The sequence below is a fragment of the Aquisediminimonas profunda genome, from assembly GCF_019443285.1.
Lineage (GTDB): Bacteria > Pseudomonadota > Alphaproteobacteria > Sphingomonadales > Sphingomonadaceae > Aquisediminimonas > Aquisediminimonas profunda.
In genome coordinates, this window is the sequence record NZ_CP080327.1 from 2829888 (window position 1) to 2854062 (window position 24175).

Here is a 24175-nt window from a genome sequence, read left to right on the forward strand (position 1 = left end):
GAGTAATACACAACCCTGGAGACTTTTTATGCGCTTTGTGCTCGTTGCTTTTCCAGCCATCCTGCTTGCATCTTGCGGCCACGCCGAAAGTGGCGCTGCATCTTCGTCTGCGACAAGCTCGCGGACTTTTGCAGTTGCCAATTTTGACAAAGTGGCCTTGCGTGGGTCTGACGATGTCGAGGTTGTCGTGGGGAAGGATTTCTCTGTTTCCGCGACCGGACCGTCCGATGAACTGGATCGGCTCGAAATCCTGGTCGATGACGGCGTTCTCAAAATAGGTCGGAAGTCTGGCTCAAGCTGGCATATCGGCTGGCCGCAAAAGGCCGACGAGGTCAAGGTGAGAGTGGTGATGCCAGCCATACAGGGAGCGAGCCTTGCAGGTTCGGGCGACCTGACCATCGACAATGCGACCTCTGAATCGTTCAAGGTATCGCTAGCTGGGTCGGGCAATCTCAAAATCGGCAAGCTTCAAGCGAAGTCAGCTGACCTGAGCCTCGCAGGATCAGGCGATATCGCAATTGCCGGGAAGGTCGGGACACTCGAAATCTCCGGAGCTGGATCTGGCAATGTAGCCGCACGCGCGCTTGAGGCGGAAACCGCTGATATTTCACTCGCCGGATCCGGCAATGTCGAAGCGCGGGCGACCGGCAGTGCTTCGGTTTCAGTCATGGGGTCAGGCGACGTGACAATTACCGGCACTGACAAATGCAAGACGTCGAGCCTGGGGTCAGGCAGCGTATCCTGCAAGGTCTGAGGCAAGCACTCGACGATGCATGGTCTGGGGCTTATGGTGGCCTAATGAAATTCCGGCCATTTTCCCTTGTTCCCGCATTTCTGACTTTCCTTGCTGCCGGATCAGTCGGCGCAGCCGAAAAGCGTTATGCAATCTCCGATTTTGATCGGGTGCAGGTGTTTGGCCCATTCAATGTCACCATACAGCCGGGCCGCGCAACATCGGTGACTGCGATCGGTGACACGCAAGCGCTCGACATTGTCTCGGTCACGTCTAGCGGCGGCATCCTGACCATACAGACACTGACCCGGGCCCGATCAAGCTGGAAGGAAGAGCCCCACCCCGCAGCTAAGGTCCTTGTCGTACTGCCACAGCTCAAAGGTGTGAGGCTCCTGGGTGCGGGCTCGATCACCGTTGCGGAGCTGCGAGGGATCTCGACAAATATCACCCTCAACGGAGGCGGGCTTTTAAACGTTGCCAAGCTCACCTCCGATGCGGCGGATGTCTATCTAAGCGGATCCGGACGGATTTCCCTGGGCGGCAGCGCCAAGAATATCAGTATGAAAGTCAGCGGTTCGGGCGATATCGACGCGGCGATGCTCAACGCCAGTGATCTCAAGATCGAGTCAGCAACATCGGGGCGGGTCATCGCAAAGGCATTTCGGACGGCTGATATCAAACAGACTGGGCCGGGCGAAGTGCGCGTTACCGGGGGCCCGAGCTGTCTGGTTGAAAATTTGGGCGTCGGCACGGTCGACTGCGGGAATTAGAAGAGTCCAATCTCAGCAAGCTGTTCTGTCAACTCCGGCGGCAATGCCTCTCCGGAGCTGGTCGTATCGCCAAAATCCGGCGGAGCATCGACTGCAGCAAGATATCGCCAGCCCTGATGCGCTCTGCGCGGCACTGGCACTACAGGGACCAGCTTGTCTGACAGGACGATATAAGTGCGGCCGCCTTCGGCGTCCTCAAACCCCAGGATTTCGCTGCGCGCGACCAACCGATGCTTCAGGATCCAGTACAGCGACCCGCCGACGAGTTCCTCATGCCGCTTTGGACGGTATCGGGTCGTCAGGCGAACTTTGCCTTCTGTTGCGCGTGATGTCATCCGATCTGCAAGCGTGGCAAAACTGTCGCAGGCAAAGGCTATGCGCGTGATATGCAGCATGCATCAACTCGCAAGTCCAGCGAGCGCCGCAAGACCCAGAAAGCTGAAGAATCCCATGACGTCCGTCATCATTGTCACAAAAACGGCAGATGAGACCGCTGGATCAATCCGCAGCCGGTCCAGTGTAACGGGGATGAGTATACCAGAAAGGCCAGCAACAAGATTGTTGAGAATCATCGCAACCCCGATCACCAAACCAAGCTCGGGAATACCGAAAACGAAGGCGACCCCGGTTCCGATCAAAAGCCCGAGCGCGGCGCCGTTCGCAAGCGCAATTCGGAACTCTCGGAAGATCATCCTGACAGTGTTGGAATCTGTCAGTTGATTGATCGCAAGCGCTCGCACGACCACCGCAAGTGTCTGTGTCCCGGCATTGCCTCCCATGCCTGAAACGATAGGCATGAGCACGGCCAAGAGCGCCAGCTTCGCAATCTCGCCTTGAAACAGGCCAACCACTGAAGAGGCAATAATCGCTGTGCCAAGGTTGACTATCAACCATGTCAAACGTGTCCGAACGGTCATGATAATCGGCTCGTTGATGTCGCCATCACCCGCGCCCGAGAGTTTGAGGATATCCTCGCTTGCCTCTTCCTGGATGATGTGAACAACATCATCGACCGTTATCATTCCCACCAGCCGACCGGATGGATCGACGACAGCCGCCGAAATCAGGGCATATTTCTGGAAACGAAGAGCAACCTCTTCCTGATCCATGTCAACCGGGATCAGAGTTTGTTCCCGCTTCATCACATCGGACATGCCGACATTGCGCGGCGTGCGCAGGATCCAGCTCAGGTGCGCTGTTCCAATTGGCTTGTGTTGCGGATCAACGACGAAGACTTCCCAGAAATCGGTCGTAAGATCCTGATTATCCCTGAGATAATCAATTACGTCGCCGACCGTCATATGTTCCGGAACGGCAATAAGGTCGCGCTGCATCAGGCGACCGGCAGATTCCTCCGGGTAAGAGAGCGCTTCTTCGATTGCCGCGCGATCATCGGGAGAAAGTTCGCGCAAGACTGCACGCTGGTCTTCCTCCTCCATATCCTCAATGATTGCGACTGCGTCGTCAGTTTCGAGTTCACTGGCGATATCGGCGACTTCGCGCGGATCGAGCGTGTCGATCAGTTCTTCGCGAACATGATCGTTCAATTCTGCGATCACATCACCGTCCAGCAACTCCGCAAGCGAAGCCGCGAACGCCGACCGCAGCTCAGAGGGCGCCTGTTCGAAAAGGTCTGCAATGTCAGCGGGATGAAGCGGCGAAACCAATTCACGCACGCGCTCGTCCTCGCCAGCCTCGACAGCATCGAAAACCTGACGGACAAACACAGACTTCAGCTGGTCGTCTTCATCGAGATGGGGATCGGCGACAAAATCTTCTGTGCGGATCGGATCAGCTTCGCTCATCTTGCCCTCCGCTTTGGTAAGCTGTCCGACTAATCCTGCTCGATCGGAAAGGCAAGGCTGGCGAGTCTCGAAATCCCGAGTATGAGAACTGCATGACAATGCCTTATCGCCTGTCCGTCCTGGACCAGTCTCCCATTCCGGACGGGCAAACCGCCGCCGATGCGCTTGCAAACACGATCGACCTTGCGCAACGTTGCGATGCTTTCGGTTATGATCGTTACTGGTTGGCCGAGCACCATGCGTCGCCGGGGCTGGCCGGCGTGGCGCCGGAAGCGTTGATCGGTCCCGTCGCCCTGGCCACTAAACGGATGAGAGTGGGCTCTGGCGGTATCATGTTGCCGCACTATTCGCCCTTCAAGGTGGCAGAAACGTTTCGCATGCTTGCCGCATTGGCTCCCGGACGGATCGATCTGGGGCTCGGACGTGCGCCAGGATCCGATCAACGCACAGCCTTTGCGTTGCAGCGTGATCGGACAAGGCAAATGCCGATCAATGACTTTCCGCAAAACCTTGCAGAGATCATTGCATATCTGGGGGATGGCCTTCCTGCTGACCATCCATTCGCTTCATTGCGCGACACCCTCCCAAGTGGTCATGGGGGATCTCCCGATCTGTGGTTGCTGGGTTCTTCGCCAGACAGCGCCGCCTGGGCTGGGGAAACCGGCCTTCCCTATTGCATTGCCGATTTCATCAATTCGGACGCCGTTCCACTCGCAGATATCTATCGTTCAACATTTCGGCCGTCCCGCTGGCTTGAAAAGCCGCATCTGATGGTTGCAACCTGGGTGATCGCGGCAGACACCATGGAAGAGTCCAAACGCCAGGCCTTGCCGGCACAGGTCATGTTTGCACATCTGGTCCGCGGGGAGCTTATTGCCGTCCCTTCTGTTGAAAAGGCAGAAGAATGGGCCAGAGACAGGCCTTTACCGGACCGTGGGCGGCGCGTTACGCTCGGCACAGGAGCAGACGTCCGAGAGGCGTTGGACGAGGTTGCACGCCTTTATGGCGCAGATGAAATGATGCTCGTGAATATCATGCATGATCACGCTGCACGGTGCCGAAGTTACCAACTGGTTGCCGAAGCTTTTGCTCTTGATGGCGCGCGACTCGTGGAGTCAGGCGGGTTTACGCAAAATTAACCTTTTCCCTTCATTACATTTTTGGTTAATAGAGTTTGCGCGGAGGCCACGGTGAAGGGGCACCGTTGCCACGATGGACTAACAAAAGGGGGCTGCCCATGCGTGTTTTGCTGATCGAGGATGAGCCGACGACTGCCAAGGCAATCGAGCTCATGCTCACCAATGAAGGCTTTAATGTCTACACCACAGACTTGGGCGAAGAAGGCCTCGATCTGGGCAAACTCTACGACTACGACATCATCTGTCTCGACCTGAACCTGCCGGATATGCACGGCTATGACGTTCTAAAGCGGCTTCGTGTCGCCAAGGTCCAGACTCCGGTCCTGATCCTGTCAGGCATCAGCGAAATGGATTCCAAGGTGCGCTCATTCGGCTTCGGTGCTGACGATTATGTCACCAAGCCCTTCCACCGCGAAGAGCTGGTGGCGCGCATTCATGCCGTTGTCCGTCGTTCGAAGGGCCATTCGCAATCCGTCATTCGCACCGGCAAGCTTGCCGTCAATCTCGATGCCAAGACTGTGGAAGTCGATGGCAGCCGTGTCCATCTGACCGGCAAGGAATATGCAATGCTCGAACTGCTCTCCTTGCGGAAGGGCACGACGCTGACCAAGGAAATGTTCCTCAACCATCTATATGGCGGCATGGACGAACCGGAACTCAAGATTATTGACGTTTTCATCTGCAAGCTGCGCAAGAAACTCGCGTTGGCCTGCGGTGGTGAAAACTACATCGAGACCGTCTGGGGACGCGGCTATGTGCTGCGCGAAGCCGACGAAGGCGAAGGTCTGGCACAAGTGGCCTGACGCGCCCAAAAGCCAAATCGACCAATTCCCGTTTCTACCCGGGGGGCGTAAGGAGGCCGGTGAAGCTCAGCTTCATCGGCCTTTTTGCAAATAGCCAACAAGCGCCTGGCCAAAATCCGGCTTGGTCACTGCGCTCATGTGATTGCCCGGTATGGAAATCAGTTCGCCCTGCGGCAGCAATGCGGCAAGGGCCGCTGCAGACCCATTGTCCTGATCGTCAACGCCACATACCACGCCAATGGGCAAGTCGAGCTCGGCCAAGGCTTCTCGCGGGGTATCGACAAAAGTATCAAGGATCATGTCGAGCGCCACGGGATCGCCACCCGTCGTCTTCAGAAAGGCTTCTGCCATCCATTCGGGCGAACCTTTTGCATGGTGCCCGATGTTGCGCAGTATATTTCGGAAATGCGCACGGCGATGGCCGGTGTTTGTGAGCCCTTCAAGTCCCATGCCCGACAGGATGGCCTTTCCGGGGCGCAAGCCCTTGGCGAGCATTCGGGCCGCGGTGCGTGCACCAAGCGAATATCCGACCAGGTCAAAATCGATGAGCCCGAGATGATCGACAAGCGCACATTGATCATCAGCAAGCACGTCTTGCGGATAGGCGGATGCCGCGTGGGGCTTGTCGCTCGCGCCATGCGCTCGCAGATCGGGCATAATGCAGCGATAGCCGGCAGCCGCCAGTTGCGCCGCCGTGCCGTAAGTGACCCAGTTTGTCGCTGCATCACTGATATAGCCATGGATCAGCAGCAGCGGCCTACCCGTGCCCATCTCGCGCCAGGCGAGACGCGTGCCGTCAGCGACTTTGATAAAACTGGTCACGGCATTGGCTTTCCTGAAGTCTTCCATCGATCCACAAGGGGCGCATAGTCTTCGCAACGCTGGCCCGGCAAGGCGCTCGTGTCGCTCCAGGCATCATGACGGCTTTCGACGCCGAAATTGCTTGTCGGGAAGAATTGCGACGGATCGTCAAAACTGCCGATTGTGATATCGCGATTTGGGCTGTCGACATATTCGAAGCCCAATGGCGTCCCGCATGCGCTGCAGAACAGGCGATTGGCAAAGGGCGAACTGGCAAATCGGTCCGGCTCCGTCTCCCACGCCTGATTGACGCGCGGCACATTCTTGAATGCAATCGACACGCCACCCGTTGCCCGCTGGCACATACGGCAATGGCAGAGATAGGCGTCAAATTGTTCAATCTCGACCGTGTACCGAATGCGCCCGCACTGGCAGCCGCCCGAAAGAATGTGCACTGTTCTGCCCTTCCTGTTGACGCTCACACGAATCTAAGTGATATACTCGAATAATACACCCATCACGAGGCCCAATTGAAATACTTTGCCCTTATTGCCATGATCCTTGCCTGTGCGCCAACTGTGGCGAGCGGGAAACCATCCACGCCCAGGATTGCTGACTGGAACAAGAGCCTTGCCGGTCCTCCTACGAAGGTCATGGTGCTCGGTACAACCCATCTTGCTGGCTTACCAAAAGACTTCAGGCCGGAACGACTGAAGCCTCTTCTCGACCGGCTCGCGGCCTTCAAGCCGGACATCATTGCGATCGAAGCCCTTTCGGGAGCCGATTGCGATATGCTTGTTCGATACGCCGCCATCTATCCTGGTACGGCAGACCAATATTGCGCAAGCACGGATGCCGCGAGCAAGGCGACCGGTCTCGACGTTCCTACCGCCGTCGCCAAGGTCAAGTCTGCGCTGGTCGCCTGGCCCGCCGCCCCAACGCCAGCGGATCGCAGGCGACTTGCCGCATTGTTTTCCGCAGCGAATGACCGGTCGTCGGCCTTGGTCCAGTGGCTGCGACTGCCAGAGGCGGAGCGCCATGCCGGAGACGGCCTCGATTCCGCGCTTGTCGACGAATTGAATCAGCGAAAATCGCGGATGAACGAGAATTATGCCATAGCGGCAGCACTGGCGGCACGCCTGGGCCTTGAACGGGTCCACCCTGTCGACGACCATAGTGCGGATAGCGTTACTGCCGACCTCGGCCCCGACTTTGAAAAGGCGATCACCGCAGTTTGGCACGCAGCAGGCAAGTCGTTGTCTGATTATCGCAAGAAGCTTGACGCGCCAGCAGAAGACCAGTCGATCATTGACTGGTATCGCTTCATCAATGATCCAAAGTCCCTCAAGAACAATATCGATGCAGATTTCGGTGCTGCCCTGAAAGACAAGGCTGCACCCTATTACGGTCGCCAATATGTTGCCTGGTGGGAGACCCGCAATTTGCGCATGGTCGCAAATTTGCGATCCTCCTTTGGCAACAATCCTGGAGCGCGTGTCCTCGCAATCGTCGGCTCATCACACAAGCCTTATTATGACACCTATCTAGGCATGATGCATGAAGTACAGCTTGTCGATCCGCTCGATGTAATCAAGTAGGTCAGCGCCCCTGCCAGCGCAATGACATGCAGGACAGGCCGGCATCAAGCTTGGCAATCTCAGTGACGGGAAGTGCCAAGGTCTCAATCCCCAGGCGTTCGATCATGTCTCTGGTTTTCGCCCAGTGTTGCCCGATCAAGACGTTCGACCCTACACGAAGGACGTTTGCCGCCCCCTCTTCTCCCTCAGGAGTCACCAGAACGCGAAGAGAATTGAACGCGCCGCACCCTGCCATTTCCGGCACCGCGAGAACAGTTTCCTCATCGATCATCCCACAGCCGGTCTTGAAGTGCAGTATTGAGGCCGGTGTCTGCTCAATCACCGCCTTCTTGCCAAGCCGCGCAAGCAGAATGGCAAGTAATTCTGCCCCCTTGCGATCGGTGCGGTGGGACAGGCCGATGACCACAGCATTCGGCGTGGCGAGAATGTCGCCCCCATCCACATGGCCTTCATCCATGGTGAGCACTGTTTCGAAATGCCTTTTGAGCGCGGGCAACAGCAAGGCCGCCTCTCCTGCCCGACTTGACGCCCCCGGTCTGAGCAGTAGTGCGCCCGTTTCGAAGACAAGAGCCGCATCCTCAACGAAGACAGAATCCGGATAGGGTTCGGCGGCTTCAAGCACGTCAACGGAAACGCCCGCATGCCGCAAGGCCGCAACATAGTCGTCATGCTCTTTGCAAAGACTGACATAGTCGGGATCTGCGCCGTCGCCTTCTCGCAGACCGCTGATCACCGAAAGACCGGGTTTTCGGACGATTGCTTGAGTGAAATCGAAGAAACCGGTCATTGCGATCAGCCCTTCTTCAGGTGCCGCCGTCCGAGCAGCTCTGCGATTTGCACCGCATTGAGCGCAGCGCCCTTGCGCAGATTGTCCGAGACGCACCAGAGCGCGAGGCCGTTTTCCACGGTCGGATCTTCGCGCACGCGACTGACGAAGGTTGCATAGTCACCAACGCATTCGATGGGCGTGACGTATCCACCATTCTCTCGCTTGTCGACGAGCATCACACCCGGCGCTTCACGCAGGATGGATTGCGCCTTCTTCGCTGAAATCTCGTTCTCGAATTCGACGTGAAGCGCTTCCGAATGCCCCACGAACACGGGCACGCGAACGCAAGTTGCAACGACCTTGATCTTTGGATCGAGGATTTTCTTGGTTTCAACGACCATCTTCCATTCTTCCTTGGTGAAGCCATCATCAAGGAAACTGTCGATATGCGGTATCACATTGAAGGCGATCTGCTTTGTGAACTTCTTCGGCTCGGCCGGATCGCCCACAAATATGTTGCGTGACTGTTCGAAAAGTTCGTCCATCCCTTCCTTGCCGGCTCCGGAAACGGACTGGTACGTCGCCACGACAACCCGCGTGATCTTTGCTTCATCGTGCAGGGGCTTCAAGGCCACCACCATCTGCGCCGTCGAGCAATTGGGATTGGCGATGATGTTGCGCGCCTTGTATCCGTCGATTGCGTCAGGGTTCACTTCCGGCACAATGAGCGGCACATCCGGATCCATCCGATACAGTGAGCTGTTGTCGATCACGACACATCCCGCAGCCGCAGAAATGGGAGCATATTTCTTTGTCGCTTCCGAACCGATGGCGAACAGCGCAATGTCCCATCCAGCCCAATCGAAATGCTCGATGTTCTGCACGCGCAGTTTCTTGCCGGTATCGCCGAATTCGATCTCGTCTCCAGTCGAGCGCGACGACGCGAGCACAGCAATCTCGTCGATGGGGAACTCCCGCTCTGCGAGGATGTTCAACATTTCGCGGCCCACATTGCCCGTGGCGCCTGCAACAACAACTCGGTAGCCCATGATGTCTTCCTTCAGTCTTCAACTCAAAAGAAAGGGCCGGAACCCTGTGTGGATCCCGGCCCTTTCGGTCATTCGTTTGTTCAAACGCGCGGGATCAGGCCTCTTCAGCCACAGTTTTCGCGGTGTCGGTAATTCGTGTGTCGCGACGTTCGGCGATACGCGCCGATTTGCCGCGGCGACCACGCAGATAATAGAGCTTGGCACGACGCACGGCGCCCTTGCGGACGACTTCAATGCTGTCGATGTTGGGCGAATAGAGCGGGAAAACGCGTTCCACGCCTTCACCGAACGAGATCTTGCGAACCGTGAAGTTCGAGCCCATTCCCTTGTTGGAACGCGCAATGCACACGCCCTCATAGTTCTGGACGCGGGTGCGTTCGCCTTCGACGACGCGCACGCCAACTTTCAACGTGTCGCCCGGACGAAAGTCAGGGATCTTCTTGCTTGCGGTCAATTTTGCGATCTGTTCCGCTTCGATCGTTTGAATGAGGTTCATTGCCTCACTTATCCTTCTTAGTCTTCCGCCGCGCGCCAGAGGCAGACTGGTCCCGAGTGCCCTCATGGCGCTCCCAAAGGTCCGGCCTGCGTAACCGTGTATCATCCTCCGCCCTTTGTTTCCGCCAGGCAGCGATTTTCGCATGATCCCCCGATCGCAGCACTTCGGGGATCGTGCGCCCTTCCCACTCAGCAGGTCGGGTATAGTGCGGATATTCTAATAGTCCGTTTTCAAAGGACTCTTCGAAACCGCTTGAAGCCGCGCCCATTACGCCGGGAAGCAAGCGAATGCAAGCGTCCAGAAGCATCAGTGCAGCAGGCTCTCCTCCGGACAGAACTATGTCTCCCATCGACACTTCCTCAATGGGGCGAGCTTCAAAAATCCGCTCGTCAAAGCCCTCAAAACGGCCGCACAGGATCGTCACGCCGGGGCCCCTCGCGAGCTGTCGAACGCGCGCCTGGGTCAACGGCTTGCCGCGCGGCGTCATGGCGAGAAGAGGCGCGTCTGGCAGGGCCGTGAGGGCATGATCAACTGCGGCGGCAAGTACATCTGCCCGCAGGACCATCCCTGCTCCCCCACCCGCTGGCGTATCATCAACCGTACGGTGCTTGTCTGTTGCGAAATCCCTGATCTGAATCGGCTGGCAGGACCAGACGCCTTCCTCCAGCGCGCGCCCTGCGATGGAGATACCCAATGGACCCGGAAACATCTCCGGATAAAGGGTCAGGATTTGCGCCCGGAAGGTCATGCAACAAAGGCTGCGTCAATGACGATGCGACTGCCCCATTCCGGCACCGCGTCCGCTTTCATGGGCACCATGAAGCGCTTGCCATCCGGACGCTCGATTTCAAGCACGTCGCCGGCCCCGAAATTCTCGACTGTCACGCACGTCCCAAGATCTGCGCCGTCTGTCGAGATGCAAGGAAGACCAATCAAGTCAGTGTGATAATATTCGCCCTCCGCCAAAGCGGGGAGTGCGTCACGCGGCACAGTCAGTTCGGTGCCACGCAGCGCTTCGGCCGCATTGCGATCCGACACTTCGGCAAAACGGGCAATCGCGCCATTGTTGCCGGGGCGCAGACTCCTGAGCGTCAAGGCTCCATCATTGAAGCTCTTGTGCATAGTCAGGCTCTCAAGCCCTTCCGCGAAAAGCTTCAGTCGCACATCCCCCGTCACGCCATGCGCACCAATGATGGCGGCAAGTGTGACGGGGCGGTGTGCCAAGGCTTAGCCCTCAGCCTTTTCCTCGGCAGCTTCTTCAGCGGCAGGAGCTTCTTCGGCGGCAACGTCAGCCGGCGGCGCTGCGTCTTCAGTTGCAGGAGCTTCCTCGGCCGCAGCCTCGACAGGTGCAGCCTCTTCGGCTGCAACTTCGGCAGGAGCTTCTTCTGCGGCGACTTCCTCAACTGCTTCGGGCTCTGGCGCCGCTGCAGCAGCGGCTGCCGCCTCGGCAGCTTCCTCAGCCTTCTTGGCTTGTTCTTCAAGACGCTCGAGCGCCTTTTCGCCTGGCTTGCCCTTGTTCGGGTTATTGCGCGCTGCGCGCTCGCGGAGGCCTGCTGCATCAAGGAAACGAGCAACCCGATCGGTCGGTTGCGCACCAACACCCAGCCAATGCTTGGCACGATCGGTGTCCAACGTCACGCGCTTGGCGTCATCCTTTGCGAGGAGCGGATTGTAAGTCCCGATCTTCTCGATGAAATTGCCATCGCGCGGGCTGCGGGCATCCGCAACCACGATCCGGTAATAAGGGCGCTTCTTGGAACCGCCACGCGACAAACGAATTGAAACTGCCATTTTTAGTCTTCCTTTTTTGAACTGAAATTATCGCTTGAACATGCCAGGCGGCAGCCCGGGGATTCCCCCCGGAGCCCCTCCGCCCATCAATCCTCCGAGCCCGCCGCCCTTGCCAAGCAGCGCGCCCAATCCCTTCATCCCGCCCATCTTGCGGAGCCGCTTCATTGCGGTGCTCATCTCCTGATGCATCTTGAGCAGCTTGTTCACCTCCTGGACTGTCGTCCCGGACCCGTTGGCGATACGGATCTTGCGCTTTGCGTTGACCAGCTCGGGCTTGGAGCGTTCTTTGGGCGTCATTGAGCCGATCATCGCGTCCATTCGGATGAGGATCCGGTCGTCGACCCCAGACTGCGCCATGGCCGCCTGTGCCTTCTTCATGCCGGGGATCATGCCCATCAAGGCGCCCATGCCGCCCATGCGCCGCATCTGGCCCAATTGCGCGCGCAGGTCGTTCATGTCGAACTGGCCCTTGGCCATCTTGGCCGCGAGCGCCTCGGCTTCATCCTGCTGGATTGTCTCGGCGGCGCGCTCGACGAGGCTGACGACGTCGCCCATGCCAAGAATGCGGCCCGCGACGCGCTCCGGATGGAAGACGTCCAACCCGTCAAGCTTTTCGCCTGTCCCAACGAACTTGATCGGCTTGCCTGTGACGGCACGCATCGACAGGGCAGCGCCACCGCGCGCGTCGCCATCCATGCGCGTCAGCACGACGCCTGTCAGCGAAACCTGTTCGCCGAATGATTTCGCGACATTGACCGCATCCTGACCAGTCAAGGCGTCAACGACAAGAAGCACTTCATCCGGTGCGGATACCTGCGCGACGGCCTTCATCTCGTCCATCAGCTGGGCATCGACATGAAGGCGCCCGGCCGTATCAAGCATCAGGACATCAAAGCCTTGAAGCTTCGCAGCCTGCATGGCCCGTCTGGCAATATCGACGGGTTGCTGGCCGGCAACAACCGGAAGCGTTGCAACGCCAATCTGCTCACCCAGCACAGCAAGCTGTTCCTGTGCCGCCGGCCGATTGACGTCGAGCGAGGCCATCAGGACCTTCTTGCGATCCTTTTCCGAGAGCTTTTTCGCAATCTTGGCCGTTGTCGTCGTCTTACCCGAGCCCTGCAGCCCGACCATCATGATGATCGCAGGTGGCGTTACCGCCAGTTCAAGGTCAGCAGCCTCACTGCCGAGCATTTCGACGAGCGCATCGTTGACGATCTTCACGACCTGCTGGCCGGGCGTGATCGATTTCAGGACGGACTGACCAACCGCCTTGTCAGTGACACTGTCAATGAAGGACCGTACAACAGGCAGAGCGACATCCGCTTCGAGAAGCGCGATCCGCACTTCGCGCATGGCTTCGCGCACATCGGATTCGTTGAGCGCACCGCGGCCACGCAGCCGGTCAAAGACCCCGCCCAGCCGATCGCTCAAACTCTCGAACATCCGTTCGCTCCGTTCCCTTTAGCCCAAAACACAAAGCGCCGGCGGACGAAACCTCGTCGGCCAGCGTCGCCCTTGGGCGGCCAAATTCATGCTTTCCGGTTGAAAAGCTTGGGCGCGCCTAGCGAAAGATGAGGCGAAGGTCAATCGACCGGTATGACTATTCGCCTTAACGCCTTCTTCATTCACCCAAATTAGTCTGATCGTTCATAAACTCACACTGGGGGCAAAACGACAGTGCGAACCATGCTCATGCGCGGAGAGGCTGCTGGCGAAACTGCCACTCGAGCCGCCCAGAAGGATATCTTCACGGGAGCCGTCGTCATTGCCGCGATCATCATGTTCGTCGGCACCGGCACATCTGCGCTAACGTCAACCATCGACTTCATTACTGGCGTTGGCGGGGGCAGCGACCGCACACTGACAATTGCCCTTTTTCTCAATATCGCGCTGATCCTGTTCGGGTGGCGGCGCTACAATGATCTTTCGGCGGAGATTGAAGAGCGCAAGGCTGCCGAGGAACGAGCCCGTTCGCTCGCCCTCCGCGATCCGCTGACGGGCTTCCATAATCGTCGGTCACTCTTTGAGAATGGCGCTGAGATGCTCGCCAAGGCAGGACGCCGCGACAAGGCTGTCGCGATGCTCCTGCTCGATCTCGATCATTTCAAGAACATCAACGACATGCACGGTCACGCCGTCGGCGATGCCCTTTTGCGCGCAGTTGCCGCCGAAATTGCCAAGCTCATGCCGCCGAACTCGCTTGCAGCAAGGCTTGGCGGGGATGAATTCGCCTGTTGTTTCATGTTCGATCTGGCCAATCGGGAAATAGTCGACCGGATTGCCGATGCCATTGTGACACGCTTGTCGCAGCCCTTCGATGCGGACGGCATCTTTACGCACATCAGTGTTTCGCTGGGCATAGCCCACTCAGCGGGGGACTGTGCGGATGTCGATGCCCTGATGCGGCGCGCAGACATAGCCATGTACGCGGCCAAGCATCAGGGCCGGAATCGAACGGCTTGGTTTGACACGTCCATGGAAATTGCCCTCCAGCAGCGTAACGACACGGAAAGCGGGATGCGCAGCGGAATCCCGAATGGCGAATTTGTTCCCTATTTCGAAAAACAGATTGACCTGACCACCGGACGCCTTGGGGGATTCGAAATGCTTGCGCGCTGGGAACACCCCACGCGTGGAACGATCCTTCCGGACCAGTTCATCGCGATCGCCGAAGAAACCGGCATGATCGCCGACCTCTCGATTTCGGTCATGCGTCAGGCCCTTCTGGAAGCGAAAGCGTGGGACCCGTCGCTGATCGTTTCGGTCAACATCTCGCCAGCCCAATTGAAGGACCCCTGGCTGGCGCAGAAGATCGTGAAATTGTTGGTTGAAACAGGATATCCGGCAAACCGGCTGGAAATCGAAATCACCGAGACTTCCCTTTTCGAAAATCTGGCGCTGGCCCAGTCAATCGTCGGAAGCCTAAAGAATCAGGGCATCCGCCTTGCTCTTGACGATTTTGGCACGGGCTACAGTTCACTCGCGCACTTGCGCGCACTTCCCTTTGACAGAATCAAGATCGACAAGAGTTTTGTCGTCTCTATCCTCGACAATCCGGAAAGCGCCGCCATCGTCAATGCGATCACGCGTCTTGGTGACAGCCTCGGCCTTTCTGTAACAGCCGAGGGCATTGAAGATGCCGCCATAGAAGAACGCTTGCGTCAGTTGGGCTGTCACAAGGGCCAAGGCTGGCATTTTGGTCGTCCCATGTCGATCGGCCAAACCCGGATGTTGTTGGCAGAGCGTAACTTGCTTCCCTCTATGAGAGCGGAAGCGCCAACCGGCTCACGGCAGATTGAGGATCCGACTCCGCTAGAGGATGAGTTCCGCAAGCAGGCCTGAACTTTCAGGGATCGCACTTTCGCGCCGCTTCGGCTAAGCGCTTCCGCACTATGAAAACGCGGTTCCAAAAGATGCACGGGCTCGGCAATGATTTTGTCGTCATCGACGCGCGCGATGCAACCGTCCCCATGACCGCGGCGCGCGCTCATGCGATTGCTGACCGGCGAACGGGCATCGGTTGCGACCAGCTGATCTTGCTTGAGCCGTCGCAGGCCGCAGACGTGAAGATGCGCATCTTCAATGCGGACGGCGGCGAAGTCGAAGCGTGCGGCAATGCGACGCGCTGCATAGCAACGTTGTTGAACGGACCAGCGACTATCGAGACGCTTGGCGGGATTCTCCACACCACGCCGAGCGAATCCGGTGCCACAGTGACATTGATGCCACCCGCCTTCGACTGGGAGTTGATCCCGCTCGCGATGCCAATGGATACTCGCGACATGCCAGTGAACTGGGATGAACTTGAACGTCCCGCTGCCGTCAATGTCGGGAACCCGCATGTCATCTTTTTCGTTCCGGATTGTGACGCCGTCGATCTTGAGTCCCTTGGCCCGATCATTGAGCACGATCCCCTGTTTCCCCAGCGCGTGAACGTCAATGTTGCCAGCGTGGCGGACGAAAATCATCTCAAGCTGAGGGTTTGGGAACGCGGCGCAGGCCTGACGCGCGCCTGCGGAACGGGCGCCTGTGCGACCGCCGTCGCCGCCATACGAGCCGGGATAGCCCGCTCGCCTGTTCGCGTGACGTTGCCCGGCGGCGATCTCGAGATCGCATGGGAAGACGGGCAGGCAATCCAGATGACCGGCCCGGCAACTCTCGTTTTTACCGGCGAGACTGACTGGGACAATTTCGGTTGAGCGTCGAAGTCATCAACTTCGGATGCCGCCTCAACTTGGCGGAAGGCGAAGCCATTCGTGCCCGACTGAAAGATCAAGTCGATCTGATCGTCGTAAACTCTTGTGCGGTCACCAGCGAAGCAGAACGGCAAGCCCGCCAAGCGATTCGCCGCGCAGCGAAGCGGCGGCCCGAGGCGAGGATTATCGTGACGGGGTGCGCGGCCGAAACGAACGCAGCCCTGTTTTCAGCAATGCCGGAAGTATCGGAGATTCTTGGCAACCGCGCAAAGCGTGGACATTCAAACGCTCCGGCAGTCTCGGGCGTCGGCCATGCGCGTGCCTTTGTAGAGATCCAGAATGGCTGCGATCATAGCTGCACCTTCTGCATCATTCCGCAAGGACGCGGCGAAAGTCGGTCGATTCCGGCAGGTGCCGTCATTGAGGCCGTTCAAGCGGCGGTGGATCGCGGCCAGCAGGAAATCATCCTCACGGGGGTCGACCTGACAAGCTATGGATCGGACCTTCCCGGGCGACCAACACTTGGAAGCCTTGTCGAGCGCGTCCTCCGGCACGTCCCTGCCCTCCCCCGAATTCGCCTGTCTTCGCTCGACTCCATTGAGATCGACCCGCAACTTGAAGACATCATCGTGAACGAACCGCGCGTTATGCCGCATGTCCATCTTTCGCTTCAGTCGGGCGACGACATGATCCTGAAGCGCATGAAGCGGCGCCACACACGTGCGCAGGCCGTTGCACTCGTGGATCGACTTAAAAGGCGCCGACCCGATATCGCAATTGGCGCCGATATCATCGCAGGGTTTCCCACCGAAGATGAGTCAATGTTCGAGAACAGTCTTAGACTGCTCGACGATTGCGATATTGTTTTCGGGCATATCTTTCCCTTTTCGCCTCGCCCCGGCACCGCTGCCGCCCGGATGCCGCAGATCGACCGGAAATCTGTCAAGGATCGCGCGGTGCGCCTTCGGGTGGCTTCAGCCGAACGCAAGTCGCGCTGGTTGGAGTCATTGGTCGGCACGACCCAGAAAGTGCTCTTCGAGCTGGATGGACAGACGGGGCACGCACCCAATTTTGCCGACGTCGGCCTTGATCAAAGCCTGTCAGGCGGCAATATGCGCGGCACCATGATTGAAACACTCATTACAAGTTCGGACGGGCAGAAACTGTCAGGCATCCCAGCGTGAACGATACTCCTTGGCACAAGAAGCTGCTTGGCGGCTTCAAGAAGACATCCGAGCGCCTGACTGAAAATCTCACCGGGCTCGTGACCAAATCGAAGCTCGACTCTGCAACGCTAGACGAGATCGAAGAGGCTCTGATTGTGTCCGACCTTGGGCCTGCAACGGCAGCAGCCGTGCGCTCGCGGTTGGCCGACAGCAGATATGAACGCGGCATCGACGAAGTGGGTGTTCGCGAAGTCCTTGCTGAGGAGATTGCGAAAGTCCTCGCTCCGGTTGCCGTTCCCATTGAAATCGAAGCCTTCCCACGGCCGCAGGTCATCCTGGTCATTGGCGTCAACGGCTCAGGCAAGACGACCACAATCGCAAAACTGGCTCATCTGTTCCTCGAGCAGGATTATGGTGTCATGCTCGCAGCGGGCGATACCTTCCGGGCGGCCGCCATTGGTCAACTAAAAGTATGGGCTGACCGGCTGGGCATTCCGATCGTCAGTGGTCCGGAAGGCGGGGACGCCGCAGGTATCGTGTTCGATGCCGTCAAGAAGGCCACGGCGACAGGCATTGATGTGCTGATTGTCGATACAGCGGGAAGGCTTCAGAACAAACGCGAGTTGATGGATGAGCTCGCCAAGATTCGCCGCGTGCTCGGCCGTATCAACCCTGCGTCTCCGCACAATGTCGTCCTCGTCCTCGATGCGACGACTGGTCAGAATGCGTTAAGCCAGATCGAGATATTCAAGGAAGTGGCGGGCGTTACTGGACTTGTGATGACAAAACTCGATGGGACGGCACGTGGCGGCGTACTTGTGGCAGCAGCAGAAAAATTTGGCCTGCCCATCCATGCGGTCGGAGTTGGTGAAACCCTTGATGACTTGCGGCCTTTCGATGCGCAGGAAATGGCGCATGTCATTGCTGGAGCTCAAGCATGAACGCCAAAGTGCCCGCTGCTGCCCCAAGCTGGCTCCCGGCCGCACTCGACTATGCGCCTCTTGTCCTGTTCTTTATCGGATACAAGCTGCTGGGCGTGCTCGGCGGAACGGCAATATTCATGGTCGCCATCACGGCCGCTGTCCTCATATCCAAATGGAAATTGGGTCGCATTTCGCCAATGATGTGGCTGTCGGCCATTCTCGTGATCGTGTTCGGCGGCCTCACGCTTTACCTGCACGATCCCAAGTTCATCCAGATCAAGCCCACGATCATTTACGCGATCCTATCAGCACTACTCTTCGGCGGGTTGATGCGCGGGCGCGCTCTTCTCAAGACGGTTTTGGAGCATGGCTATGACGGTCTGAGCGATCGGGGATGGCTCCTCCTTTCGAGGAACTGGGCATGGTTCTTTGCCGCAATGGCTGTTACGAACGAATTGTTACGCCGGAGCGTCGGCTTCGATGCCTGGCTGACGATCAAGGTCTGGGGCGTTACGATCCTCACAATCCTGTTCGCGGCTGCCAATGTCCCAATGCTTCTCAGACACGGCCTTGGCGGCGGCGAGAAGGATTCAGCCCAATAGAGCGTGCCGCTTGAGGCAGTGCCGCAGCTGGTCATAACTGAGGTTCAGAGCTTTTGCTGTCGCCCGCTGATTATGGCGGTTCTGCGCGAGTGCAGTTTCCAGCAGTTTCCGTTCGTGCGCCAACACTGCGTTGCGTAGATCCCCGACTTCCAAACTATCCTCCGCCGAGGGCAAGGTGGATGCCGCTGCGGGCGCCTTGGTCTTGTCATCGTCTCGGTTATCGACGCTTCTCATTACGGACCGTGGTCGCCAGGGTGAAGCAAACGGATCAAACTCAATCGCATCGACGGGCACATCCGGATCTTCCCAACGATATACGGCGCGCTCGATGACGTTGCGCAGCTCACGAACATTGCCGGGCCAATCATAGGATTTCAGCTGGGCAACAGCCTCCTTTGAAAAGCCCGGCCAGCTCGGCCATTCCATTTCGGAAGCCATACGGCGGCCAAAATGATCGGCCAGAACCTCGATATCTCCGTCGCGCGCTCTCAGGGGTGGCAAGGTCACGACTTCAAACGCCAGCCGGTCAAGGAGGTCGGCGCGAAAACGTCCCTTATCGACGAGAGCCGGCAGATGCTCGTTTGTCGCGGCAACAATCCTGACGTCGACACGGATCGGGCGGTTGGAGCCGATGCGCGTGACCTCGCCATATTCAACGGCACGCAGCAGCCGCTCCTGTGCCGCTGCGGACAATGTCGCGAGCTCATCCAGAAAGAGTGTGCCCCCGTCCGCTTCTTCAAACCTGCCTTCCCGGGTCTTCGTTGCACCGGTGAAGGCACCAGCTTCATGTCCGAACAGCTCCGCCTCGATGAGCGTTTCAGTCAAGGCAGCACAATTCATCGTGACGAAAGGCCCGTCCCACCGTGGGCTGAGCCTGTGCAGGCGCTCTGCTACAAGCTCCTTGCCTGTCCCCCGCTCTCCAATCACGAGGACTGGACGGTTGAGCGCGGCTGCTCGACTTGCCCGCTCGACACTATCGAGAAAAGCCCCCGATTCACCCACAAACTGGTTCGTTCTTTCCATGGCCATTTATTAGTATTTTTTCCCAATAAATAGCAAGAGGAGATAGCAAAATGGACCGCCTTTTCGCCTGAGATTCGCAGAATTCTGACGAATCCTCAAAGTTGGCACGGCTCATGCTTAGGTAAGGGCAAGTCAGTCACTCAGTGTCAGACAGTACCCATTCCAAGGTTCAGGGAGACATCAAATGAATACGTACAATGGCTACAACCTCCGCAACAGCATTACCGCCGCCGTTGGCAGCCTGACAGCCGTTACGTTCAGCATCCTCTTCAGCGCGACCTGCCTGATCGGATCAATTGCCCCCGCCAGTGCCGAGACATCGGCACAGGCACACTCATCAATCATCGTGCCGCTCGCATGAATGACCTGATCCCTGTCGCCCCCCCTCGGCAGGCAAGCCAGGGCCGGGAGAGCAGCTTTACTCTCCCGGCCAATCGCCCCATCTATTACCGACGCCGCAATTCGCGTTTCAGTCCAGGAGTTACCGCAATGGGAATTTTTTCACGTACTCGCGACATCATCGCCGCCAACGTCACTGACCTTCTCGACAAGGCCGAGGATCCGGCAAAGATGATCCGCATGATCATTCTCGAAATGGAAGAGACGCTTGTCGAGGTACGCGCGACGGCTGCCCGGAACATTGCGGACCAGAAGGAAATGCGCCGCCATATTGCCAAACTGGAAAAGCTGGAGGAAAGCTGGACCGAAAAGGCAGAGCTGGCCCTTTCCAAGGATCGTGAAGACCTCGCCAAGGCTGCACTTATCGAACGCCAGAAGGCAACGGACATGGCCGAACAGCTGCAGGCCGAAATCGGCGCCCTTGATGAAGCGCTGAAATCTTCCGAAGCGGATATTGCAAAGCTCCAGGCCAAGCTCCGTGAAGCACGCACCCGCCAGAATGCGATCATGACCCGGCTGGAATCCGCCCATAACCGTATCAAGGTGCGCGAAGCCTACGCCGGCTCCAAGGTTGAGGAAGCGTTTGCGCGCTTCGACGTCCTGGAACGCCGCGTCGATTTCGCAGAGGGCCGCGCAGACGCGCTTTACATGGGCCAAGAGCCCAAGAGTCTTGAGGAAGAAATCAACGAACTCAAGTCATCCGAAAAGGTCGATGCAGCACTCGAAGCGCTGAAGGCCAGCGTCGCAAAGAAGGGTTGAGATCATGGATGATATTCTCGTTCCAATCATCGTCATTCCGACAATCTTCATCGGCTTGCCATGGCTTATCTTCCACTACATTACGAAATGGAAGACGTCCGCAACCCTGACGCGCGAAGATGAAAATCTTCTCGACGAGTTGCACGAAATGGCACGCCGCCTCGATGAACGCGTTCACACGGTCGAACGCATCCTGACCGCAGACAACCCCAACTGGAAGTCAAGCAGCGAGCTGGATGCGCCAGCAGCCCGCATCAGTAACCGCCACTGAACCCAATTTTTGCAAGGAGGATAAGACAATGTCCGGAAGCCGCACCAAATTCTATCTCGACAAGCAGAACGCCAAATGGTCAGGAGTCTGCGCAGGCATCGCCGATTATACCGGCTTTGATGTGACCCTGATCCGCATCGGCGCAGTCCTGTTGACCCTTATGACGACGGGCTGGATCATAGTAGCCTATTTCATTGCAGCCTGGCTGGCGCCAAGAAAGCCTCTGGGCCTGTATGATACCGTCGAAGACCAGAAGTTCTGGCAGGGTGTTCGTCAGTCTCCGGCCCGTTCCGCACGGGACGTCCGCGCCAAGTTCCGCGATGTCGATCGCAGGCTGGCTGATGTTGAGACTTACTATACCAGCCGCAATTCAAGCCTTGCGAACGAAATCGACAGCTTGCGCTGATTTCAAGCAAGGGGAGCATTCACATGAACGACGCCATTTTCGCTCTCATCCCCATTCTTGCACTTTCGATCCCGATCATCGCGATTGTATCGAGAACCGTAAGGCGGATGATCGAACTGAAAGAAAAGCAACTCCAGGTGCAAACGCATGAAACGGCGGAACGCACAGCGCAATATGCTGCCCACACCGAACGCCTTGAGCAGCGGGTGCGGGTCTTGGAACGGATCATCACAGACAAGGGGATGGCGATCTCGGATGAGATTGAAAGCCTTCGGGAAAAGCCACTCAACTAGAAGAATCACCAGGGAGAATGACAATGAACGTATTCGAAATGGTGGTGCTGATTGTCGCAATCTCGGCAATCGCCAGCATCCTTCGCGCTAAATACGGCGTTACCCGCAAGAGGGGTGCCCAACACCTCGCAGACGCACTGGACGCAAACAGGATGCAAGATGCAGACTCAGCGCGGATGCGCGAAGAAATCAAGACACTCAAGGAACGCATTGCCGTTCTTGAGCGGCTCGCAACGGACACCAACAGCGCAGTGGCTCTCGATCGCGAGATCGAGAAGCTCCGCTAAGCCCTGCAGGACGACAGGAGGTCGCCATGGATAACGCAACCCTTTACCTGATCATCGCAGTAAGCGGCTTGATGGCGGTCGCCATGATTGCAACCTTTGGCCTGAAAGGCTTTACGGCGTGGCTCGACCTGAAACGCGCAGAACTTGATGCGCATCGCCAGGCGCCCGCCCCGTCCGCCAACAACCGGATCGAAATCGCTGACCTCAAGGAGCGGATCCGCAAACTGGAAGCCATTGCAGCAGGGGTAGACCTTTAAGGAAGACCCCTGTAGCGGCGCGGCCATGACCAGCCTTGCCGATCTGCAGGATGAATATGAATTCCTTGACGGGGACGACCGCTACCGGCTGCTGATTGATCTTGGCCGAACGCTCGATCCCATGCCGGAAGCGCTGAAGACGGATGCCACATTGGTCAGGGGTTGTTCTGCAAGTGTATGGGTCTATCCCACCCAGAAGGAGGACAACACTCTCCATTTCCTGGCCGACAGCAATGCCGCCATCACCAAGGGCATAATCGCTCTCGTCCTCCTGACGGTTCAGGACCGCAAGCCAGCAGCCATCCTAGAGACCGATATCGAAGCGGCCCTTGCCCCGTTCGACCTCAAAAACCAATTGAGCTCCAACCGAACACAGGGCATCCCCAACATGATTGCCTTGATCCGTGAAACGGCATCACGACTGCTTTAGTTCGTTCATGAATTCGGCTATATTGTCCCAATGATAAGACGCGCCTTGCCTCTTCTGTTGTTTCTGGTTTCGACGCCGGCCCTTGGTGCAGGGAACCATCTGGTTGTTGGCGGCGAAAACTTCGTCGAAGCGGATATCCTGGATGCACGCGCGCAGCCTGAACTGGACGGCACGTCGTCGATCCGGATTACCTTCAACGACGCTGCCGCGAAGCGAATTGCGCTGGTGACCGCGCGCCTTGTTGGCAAGCCCGCGCTCGTTTCGCTTGATGACAAGGCGGTTGCCGACCCAGTTCTGCACGAGCCGATCCGGGACGGCGTCCTGCAACTCAGCGGGGCTTGGTTGCTGGCCGATGCCGAAGCATTGGCCAAGAAAATCTCGGGCAAGGAGCCGCTGCCCGACAGCCTTGAGGAATAGGCGTTAAAGCGCCAGCCGTCTTTCCTCGGCTGACCTCAACACTTCATACGCAGTCTGCACGGCCTGGAAGCGCTTTGCCGCTTCGACATCCCCTGCGTTCACGTCGGGGTGATTTTCCTTGGCCAATGTCCGCCAGGCGGACTTGATCGCTTCAAACTCGGCATCGATTTCAAGACCAAGGACATCAAGCGCGCGCATCTCGTCCCTGCTGCGCGAGCCATCGCCCGGCCCACCCCAGCCATAATGCTTGGCATCCTGATAACCGCTAGCATCACGGCGCTCGTTTGCCTCCCTTTCGGCGGCTTCTTCAGCGCTCAGGCCCTGAAAATAGTCCCAGTTGGAGTTGTATTCTGCAGCATGCTGGAGACAAAACCACCAGCGTTCTGGGCTATTCGGCGCCTTTGGAGCGGGCCTGTCACCGGGGTTCGTGCAACCAAAGCGGTCGCAAAGACGCACTTTGACTGTTTCGCGCGACGAGCCATAGCCGCGCCAACGCGGAAAGCCCCAATCATCGGATCGTGTTTTTCTGGACATGGATATTCCATCGTAACAAAGAGCGCGAGAAAACACCACGCAATTGAGCCCGACAGCGATTCAAAATTTGCCAGAGGGTCTATAAGCCGGGTTTTGTCCGCCCCCGCTTGCGCGAGAGCTGTGCGACCATTCCTCTAGCCCCGGGCTCGCGCCCGGGGTCAAGCAACCAACCCGGGCGACTGGCAGGAGGATGCCATGCGCCGCCCCTATTCGGTCTTGCTCCCGGTGGGGTTTGCCCTGCCACCCCTGTTACCAGAGGCGCGGTGCGCTCTTACCGCACCATTTCGACCTGGCCGGCACGAATGCGCGGTGGTGTATTTTCTGTGGCACTTTCCCTGGGGTCGCCCCCGCCGGACGTTATCCGGCACCGTTCCTCGCTGGAGCCCGGACTTTCCTCCCCTGCGCAGTTACCCGCACAGCAGCGGTCGCCCAACCCTCTGGCGATCCGCGCTCTAGGC

At 58.0% G+C, this 24175-nt stretch carries 32 protein-coding genes and 1 other RNA gene; 19 read left to right on the forward strand and 14 right to left on the reverse strand.

What is annotated here, in order from left to right:
* Nucleotides 1-28 precede the first annotated feature (28 nt).
* Nucleotides 29-754 (forward strand): head GIN domain-containing protein, encoded by a 726-nt coding sequence (locus K0O24_RS14005; RefSeq protein WP_219893321.1) that lies wholly within the window; start codon nucleotides 29-31, stop codon nucleotides 752-754.
* 44 nt (nucleotides 755-798) lie between these two features.
* A complete protein-coding gene (locus K0O24_RS14010) occupies nucleotides 799-1503 on the forward strand; it encodes a head GIN domain-containing protein (protein ID WP_219893322.1) in 705 nt (234 codons plus the stop codon).
* On the opposite strand, the gene K0O24_RS14015 is transcribed toward K0O24_RS14010, so the two are convergent.
* Nucleotides 1500-1898, reverse strand: a complete 399-nt coding sequence (locus K0O24_RS14015) for a DUF1489 family protein (RefSeq protein WP_219893323.1) — start codon at nucleotides 1896-1898, stop codon at nucleotides 1500-1502. The genes K0O24_RS14010 and K0O24_RS14015 overlap by 4 nt on opposite strands.
* A 3-nt stretch (nucleotides 1899-1901) precedes the next feature.
* The gene (gene mgtE, locus K0O24_RS14020) at nucleotides 1902-3308 is read right to left on the reverse strand and encodes a magnesium transporter (RefSeq protein ID WP_219893324.1); all 1407 of its coding nucleotides are present in this window, start codon (nucleotides 3306-3308) and stop codon (nucleotides 1902-1904) included.
* A 92-nt stretch (nucleotides 3309-3400) separates the two neighbouring features.
* On the opposite strand from mgtE, the gene K0O24_RS14025 reads away from it, so the two are divergent.
* The gene (locus tag K0O24_RS14025) at nucleotides 3401-4447 is read left to right on the forward strand and encodes an LLM class flavin-dependent oxidoreductase (protein ID WP_219893325.1); all 1047 of its coding nucleotides are present in this window, start codon (nucleotides 3401-3403) and stop codon (nucleotides 4445-4447) included.
* Between the two features lie 98 nt (nucleotides 4448-4545).
* On the forward strand, nucleotides 4546-5250 hold the full coding sequence (ctrA, locus tag K0O24_RS14030; RefSeq protein ID WP_219893326.1) for a response regulator transcription factor CtrA: 705 nt from the start codon (nucleotides 4546-4548) through the stop codon (nucleotides 5248-5250).
* Nucleotides 5251-5322: 72 nt separating this feature from the next.
* Here ctrA and K0O24_RS14035 read toward each other — a convergent pair whose 3' ends face one another.
* Nucleotides 5323-6099, reverse strand: coding sequence for an alpha/beta fold hydrolase (locus K0O24_RS14035; protein ID WP_219893327.1), 777 nt, complete (start codon nucleotides 6097-6099; stop codon nucleotides 5323-5325).
* Nucleotides 6069-6506 carry a GFA family protein gene (locus K0O24_RS14040; protein WP_425514745.1) on the reverse strand — a complete coding sequence of 146 codons (438 nt, stop codon included), beginning with the start codon at nucleotides 6504-6506 and terminating at the stop codon, nucleotides 6069-6071. The genes K0O24_RS14035 and K0O24_RS14040 overlap by 31 nt, the downstream gene beginning before the upstream one ends.
* Before the next feature lie 75 nt (nucleotides 6507-6581).
* Between K0O24_RS14040 and K0O24_RS14045 the strand changes: the two genes are divergently transcribed.
* The gene (locus K0O24_RS14045) at nucleotides 6582-7649 is read left to right on the forward strand and encodes a DUF5694 domain-containing protein (RefSeq protein WP_246611028.1); all 1068 of its coding nucleotides are present in this window, start codon (nucleotides 6582-6584) and stop codon (nucleotides 7647-7649) included.
* Between the two features lies 1 nt (nucleotide 7650).
* Here K0O24_RS14045 and K0O24_RS14050 read toward each other — a convergent pair whose 3' ends face one another.
* The 7 genes from K0O24_RS14050 to ffh form a co-directional block, all read right to left on the reverse strand.
* A complete protein-coding gene (locus tag K0O24_RS14050) occupies nucleotides 7651-8436 on the reverse strand; it encodes a dimethylarginine dimethylaminohydrolase family protein (protein WP_219893328.1) in 786 nt (261 codons plus the stop codon).
* Between the two features lie 5 nt (nucleotides 8437-8441).
* Nucleotides 8442-9467 (reverse strand): aspartate-semialdehyde dehydrogenase, encoded by a 1026-nt coding sequence (locus tag K0O24_RS14055; protein ID WP_219893329.1) that lies wholly within the window; start codon nucleotides 9465-9467, stop codon nucleotides 8442-8444.
* 94 nt (nucleotides 9468-9561) lie between these two features.
* Nucleotides 9562-9963, reverse strand: a complete 402-nt coding sequence (gene rplS, locus K0O24_RS14060) for a 50S ribosomal protein L19 (RefSeq protein ID WP_219893330.1) — start codon at nucleotides 9961-9963, stop codon at nucleotides 9562-9564.
* 4 nt (nucleotides 9964-9967) lie between these two features.
* A complete protein-coding gene (trmD, locus tag K0O24_RS14065) occupies nucleotides 9968-10711 on the reverse strand; it encodes a tRNA (guanosine(37)-N1)-methyltransferase TrmD (protein WP_219893331.1) in 744 nt (247 codons plus the stop codon).
* Entirely contained in the window at nucleotides 10708-11187 is a 480-nt protein-coding gene (rimM, locus tag K0O24_RS14070) for a ribosome maturation factor RimM (RefSeq protein ID WP_219893332.1), read from the reverse strand. Before rimM ends, trmD begins: the two co-directional genes overlap by 4 nt.
* A 3-nt stretch (nucleotides 11188-11190) precedes the next feature.
* Nucleotides 11191-11754: a 30S ribosomal protein S16 gene (gene rpsP / locus K0O24_RS14075; RefSeq protein ID WP_219893333.1), complete on the reverse strand. Its 564-nt coding sequence runs from the start codon at nucleotides 11752-11754 to the stop codon at nucleotides 11191-11193.
* A gap of 27 nt (nucleotides 11755-11781) precedes the next feature.
* Entirely contained in the window at nucleotides 11782-13197 is a 1416-nt protein-coding gene (gene ffh / locus K0O24_RS14080; protein WP_219893334.1) for a signal recognition particle protein, read from the reverse strand.
* A 243-nt stretch (nucleotides 13198-13440) separates the two neighbouring features.
* Here ffh and K0O24_RS14085 point away from each other — a divergent pair, with 243 nt between their 5' ends.
* Genes K0O24_RS14085 through ispZ form a run of 5 tightly spaced genes read left to right on the forward strand, consistent with a single transcriptional unit; the run spans nucleotide 13441 to nucleotide 18641 of the window.
* The gene (locus K0O24_RS14085) at nucleotides 13441-15096 is read left to right on the forward strand and encodes a putative bifunctional diguanylate cyclase/phosphodiesterase (protein ID WP_219895659.1); all 1656 of its coding nucleotides are present in this window, start codon (nucleotides 13441-13443) and stop codon (nucleotides 15094-15096) included.
* Between the two features lie 50 nt (nucleotides 15097-15146).
* Nucleotides 15147-15953: a diaminopimelate epimerase gene (dapF, locus tag K0O24_RS14090; protein WP_219893335.1), complete on the forward strand. Its 807-nt coding sequence runs from the start codon at nucleotides 15147-15149 to the stop codon at nucleotides 15951-15953.
* Nucleotides 15950-17134, forward strand: coding sequence for a MiaB/RimO family radical SAM methylthiotransferase (locus K0O24_RS14095; protein ID WP_219893336.1), 1185 nt, complete (start codon nucleotides 15950-15952; stop codon nucleotides 17132-17134). The genes dapF and K0O24_RS14095 overlap by 4 nt, the downstream gene beginning before the upstream one ends.
* Nucleotides 17131-18057, forward strand: a complete 927-nt coding sequence (gene ftsY, locus K0O24_RS14100; protein WP_219893337.1) for a signal recognition particle-docking protein FtsY — start codon at nucleotides 17131-17133, stop codon at nucleotides 18055-18057. Before K0O24_RS14095 ends, ftsY begins: the two co-directional genes overlap by 4 nt.
* The gene (gene ispZ / locus K0O24_RS14105; RefSeq protein WP_219893338.1) at nucleotides 18054-18641 is read left to right on the forward strand and encodes a septation protein IspZ; all 588 of its coding nucleotides are present in this window, start codon (nucleotides 18054-18056) and stop codon (nucleotides 18639-18641) included. Before ftsY ends, ispZ begins: the two co-directional genes overlap by 4 nt.
* Here the strand turns inward: ispZ and pspF are convergent.
* Entirely contained in the window at nucleotides 18630-19664 is a 1035-nt protein-coding gene (pspF, locus tag K0O24_RS14110) for a phage shock protein operon transcriptional activator (RefSeq protein ID WP_219893339.1), read from the reverse strand. The genes ispZ and pspF overlap by 12 nt on opposite strands.
* 184 nt (nucleotides 19665-19848) lie before the next feature.
* Between pspF and K0O24_RS14115 the strand changes: the two genes are divergently transcribed.
* The 9 genes from K0O24_RS14115 to K0O24_RS14155 all read left to right on the forward strand — a co-directional run bounded on the left by K0O24_RS14115 (nucleotide 19849) and on the right by K0O24_RS14155 (nucleotide 23183).
* The gene (locus tag K0O24_RS14115; RefSeq protein WP_219893340.1) at nucleotides 19849-20025 is read left to right on the forward strand and encodes a hypothetical protein; all 177 of its coding nucleotides are present in this window, start codon (nucleotides 19849-19851) and stop codon (nucleotides 20023-20025) included.
* Nucleotides 20026-20153: 128 nt separating this feature from the next.
* Nucleotides 20154-20822, forward strand: a complete 669-nt coding sequence (gene pspA, locus K0O24_RS14120) for a phage shock protein PspA (RefSeq protein WP_219893341.1) — start codon at nucleotides 20154-20156, stop codon at nucleotides 20820-20822.
* A gap of 4 nt (nucleotides 20823-20826) precedes the next feature.
* Nucleotides 20827-21093, forward strand: a complete 267-nt coding sequence (pspB, locus tag K0O24_RS14125; RefSeq protein ID WP_219893342.1) for an envelope stress response membrane protein PspB — start codon at nucleotides 20827-20829, stop codon at nucleotides 21091-21093.
* Nucleotides 21094-21121: 28 nt separating this feature from the next.
* On the forward strand, nucleotides 21122-21499 hold the full coding sequence (pspC, locus tag K0O24_RS14130) for an envelope stress response membrane protein PspC (protein WP_219893343.1): 378 nt from the start codon (nucleotides 21122-21124) through the stop codon (nucleotides 21497-21499).
* Nucleotides 21500-21522: 23 nt separating this feature from the next.
* Nucleotides 21523-21792, forward strand: coding sequence for a hypothetical protein (locus tag K0O24_RS14135; RefSeq protein ID WP_219893344.1), 270 nt, complete (start codon nucleotides 21523-21525; stop codon nucleotides 21790-21792).
* Between the two features lie 23 nt (nucleotides 21793-21815).
* On the forward strand, nucleotides 21816-22079 hold the full coding sequence (locus tag K0O24_RS14140; RefSeq protein ID WP_219893345.1) for a hypothetical protein: 264 nt from the start codon (nucleotides 21816-21818) through the stop codon (nucleotides 22077-22079).
* 26 nt (nucleotides 22080-22105) lie between these two features.
* The gene (locus K0O24_RS14145) at nucleotides 22106-22336 is read left to right on the forward strand and encodes a hypothetical protein (protein ID WP_219893346.1); all 231 of its coding nucleotides are present in this window, start codon (nucleotides 22106-22108) and stop codon (nucleotides 22334-22336) included.
* 25 nt (nucleotides 22337-22361) lie between these two features.
* Entirely contained in the window at nucleotides 22362-22766 is a 405-nt protein-coding gene (locus K0O24_RS14150; protein ID WP_219893347.1) for a SufE family protein, read from the forward strand.
* Nucleotides 22767-22796: 30 nt separating this feature from the next.
* On the forward strand, nucleotides 22797-23183 hold the full coding sequence (locus tag K0O24_RS14155) for a SecDF P1 head subdomain-containing protein (protein WP_219893348.1): 387 nt from the start codon (nucleotides 22797-22799) through the stop codon (nucleotides 23181-23183).
* 3 nt (nucleotides 23184-23186) lie between these two features.
* Here K0O24_RS14155 and K0O24_RS14160 read toward each other — a convergent pair whose 3' ends face one another.
* Together K0O24_RS14160 and rnpB are read right to left on the reverse strand one after the other, a co-directional pair.
* The gene (locus K0O24_RS14160) at nucleotides 23187-23717 is read right to left on the reverse strand and encodes a J domain-containing protein (RefSeq protein ID WP_219893349.1); all 531 of its coding nucleotides are present in this window, start codon (nucleotides 23715-23717) and stop codon (nucleotides 23187-23189) included.
* A 66-nt stretch (nucleotides 23718-23783) separates the two neighbouring features.
* An RNA gene (gene rnpB, locus K0O24_RS14165) (RNase P RNA component class A) lies at nucleotides 23784-24158 on the reverse strand.
* Between the last annotated feature and the right edge of the window lie 17 nt (nucleotides 24159-24175).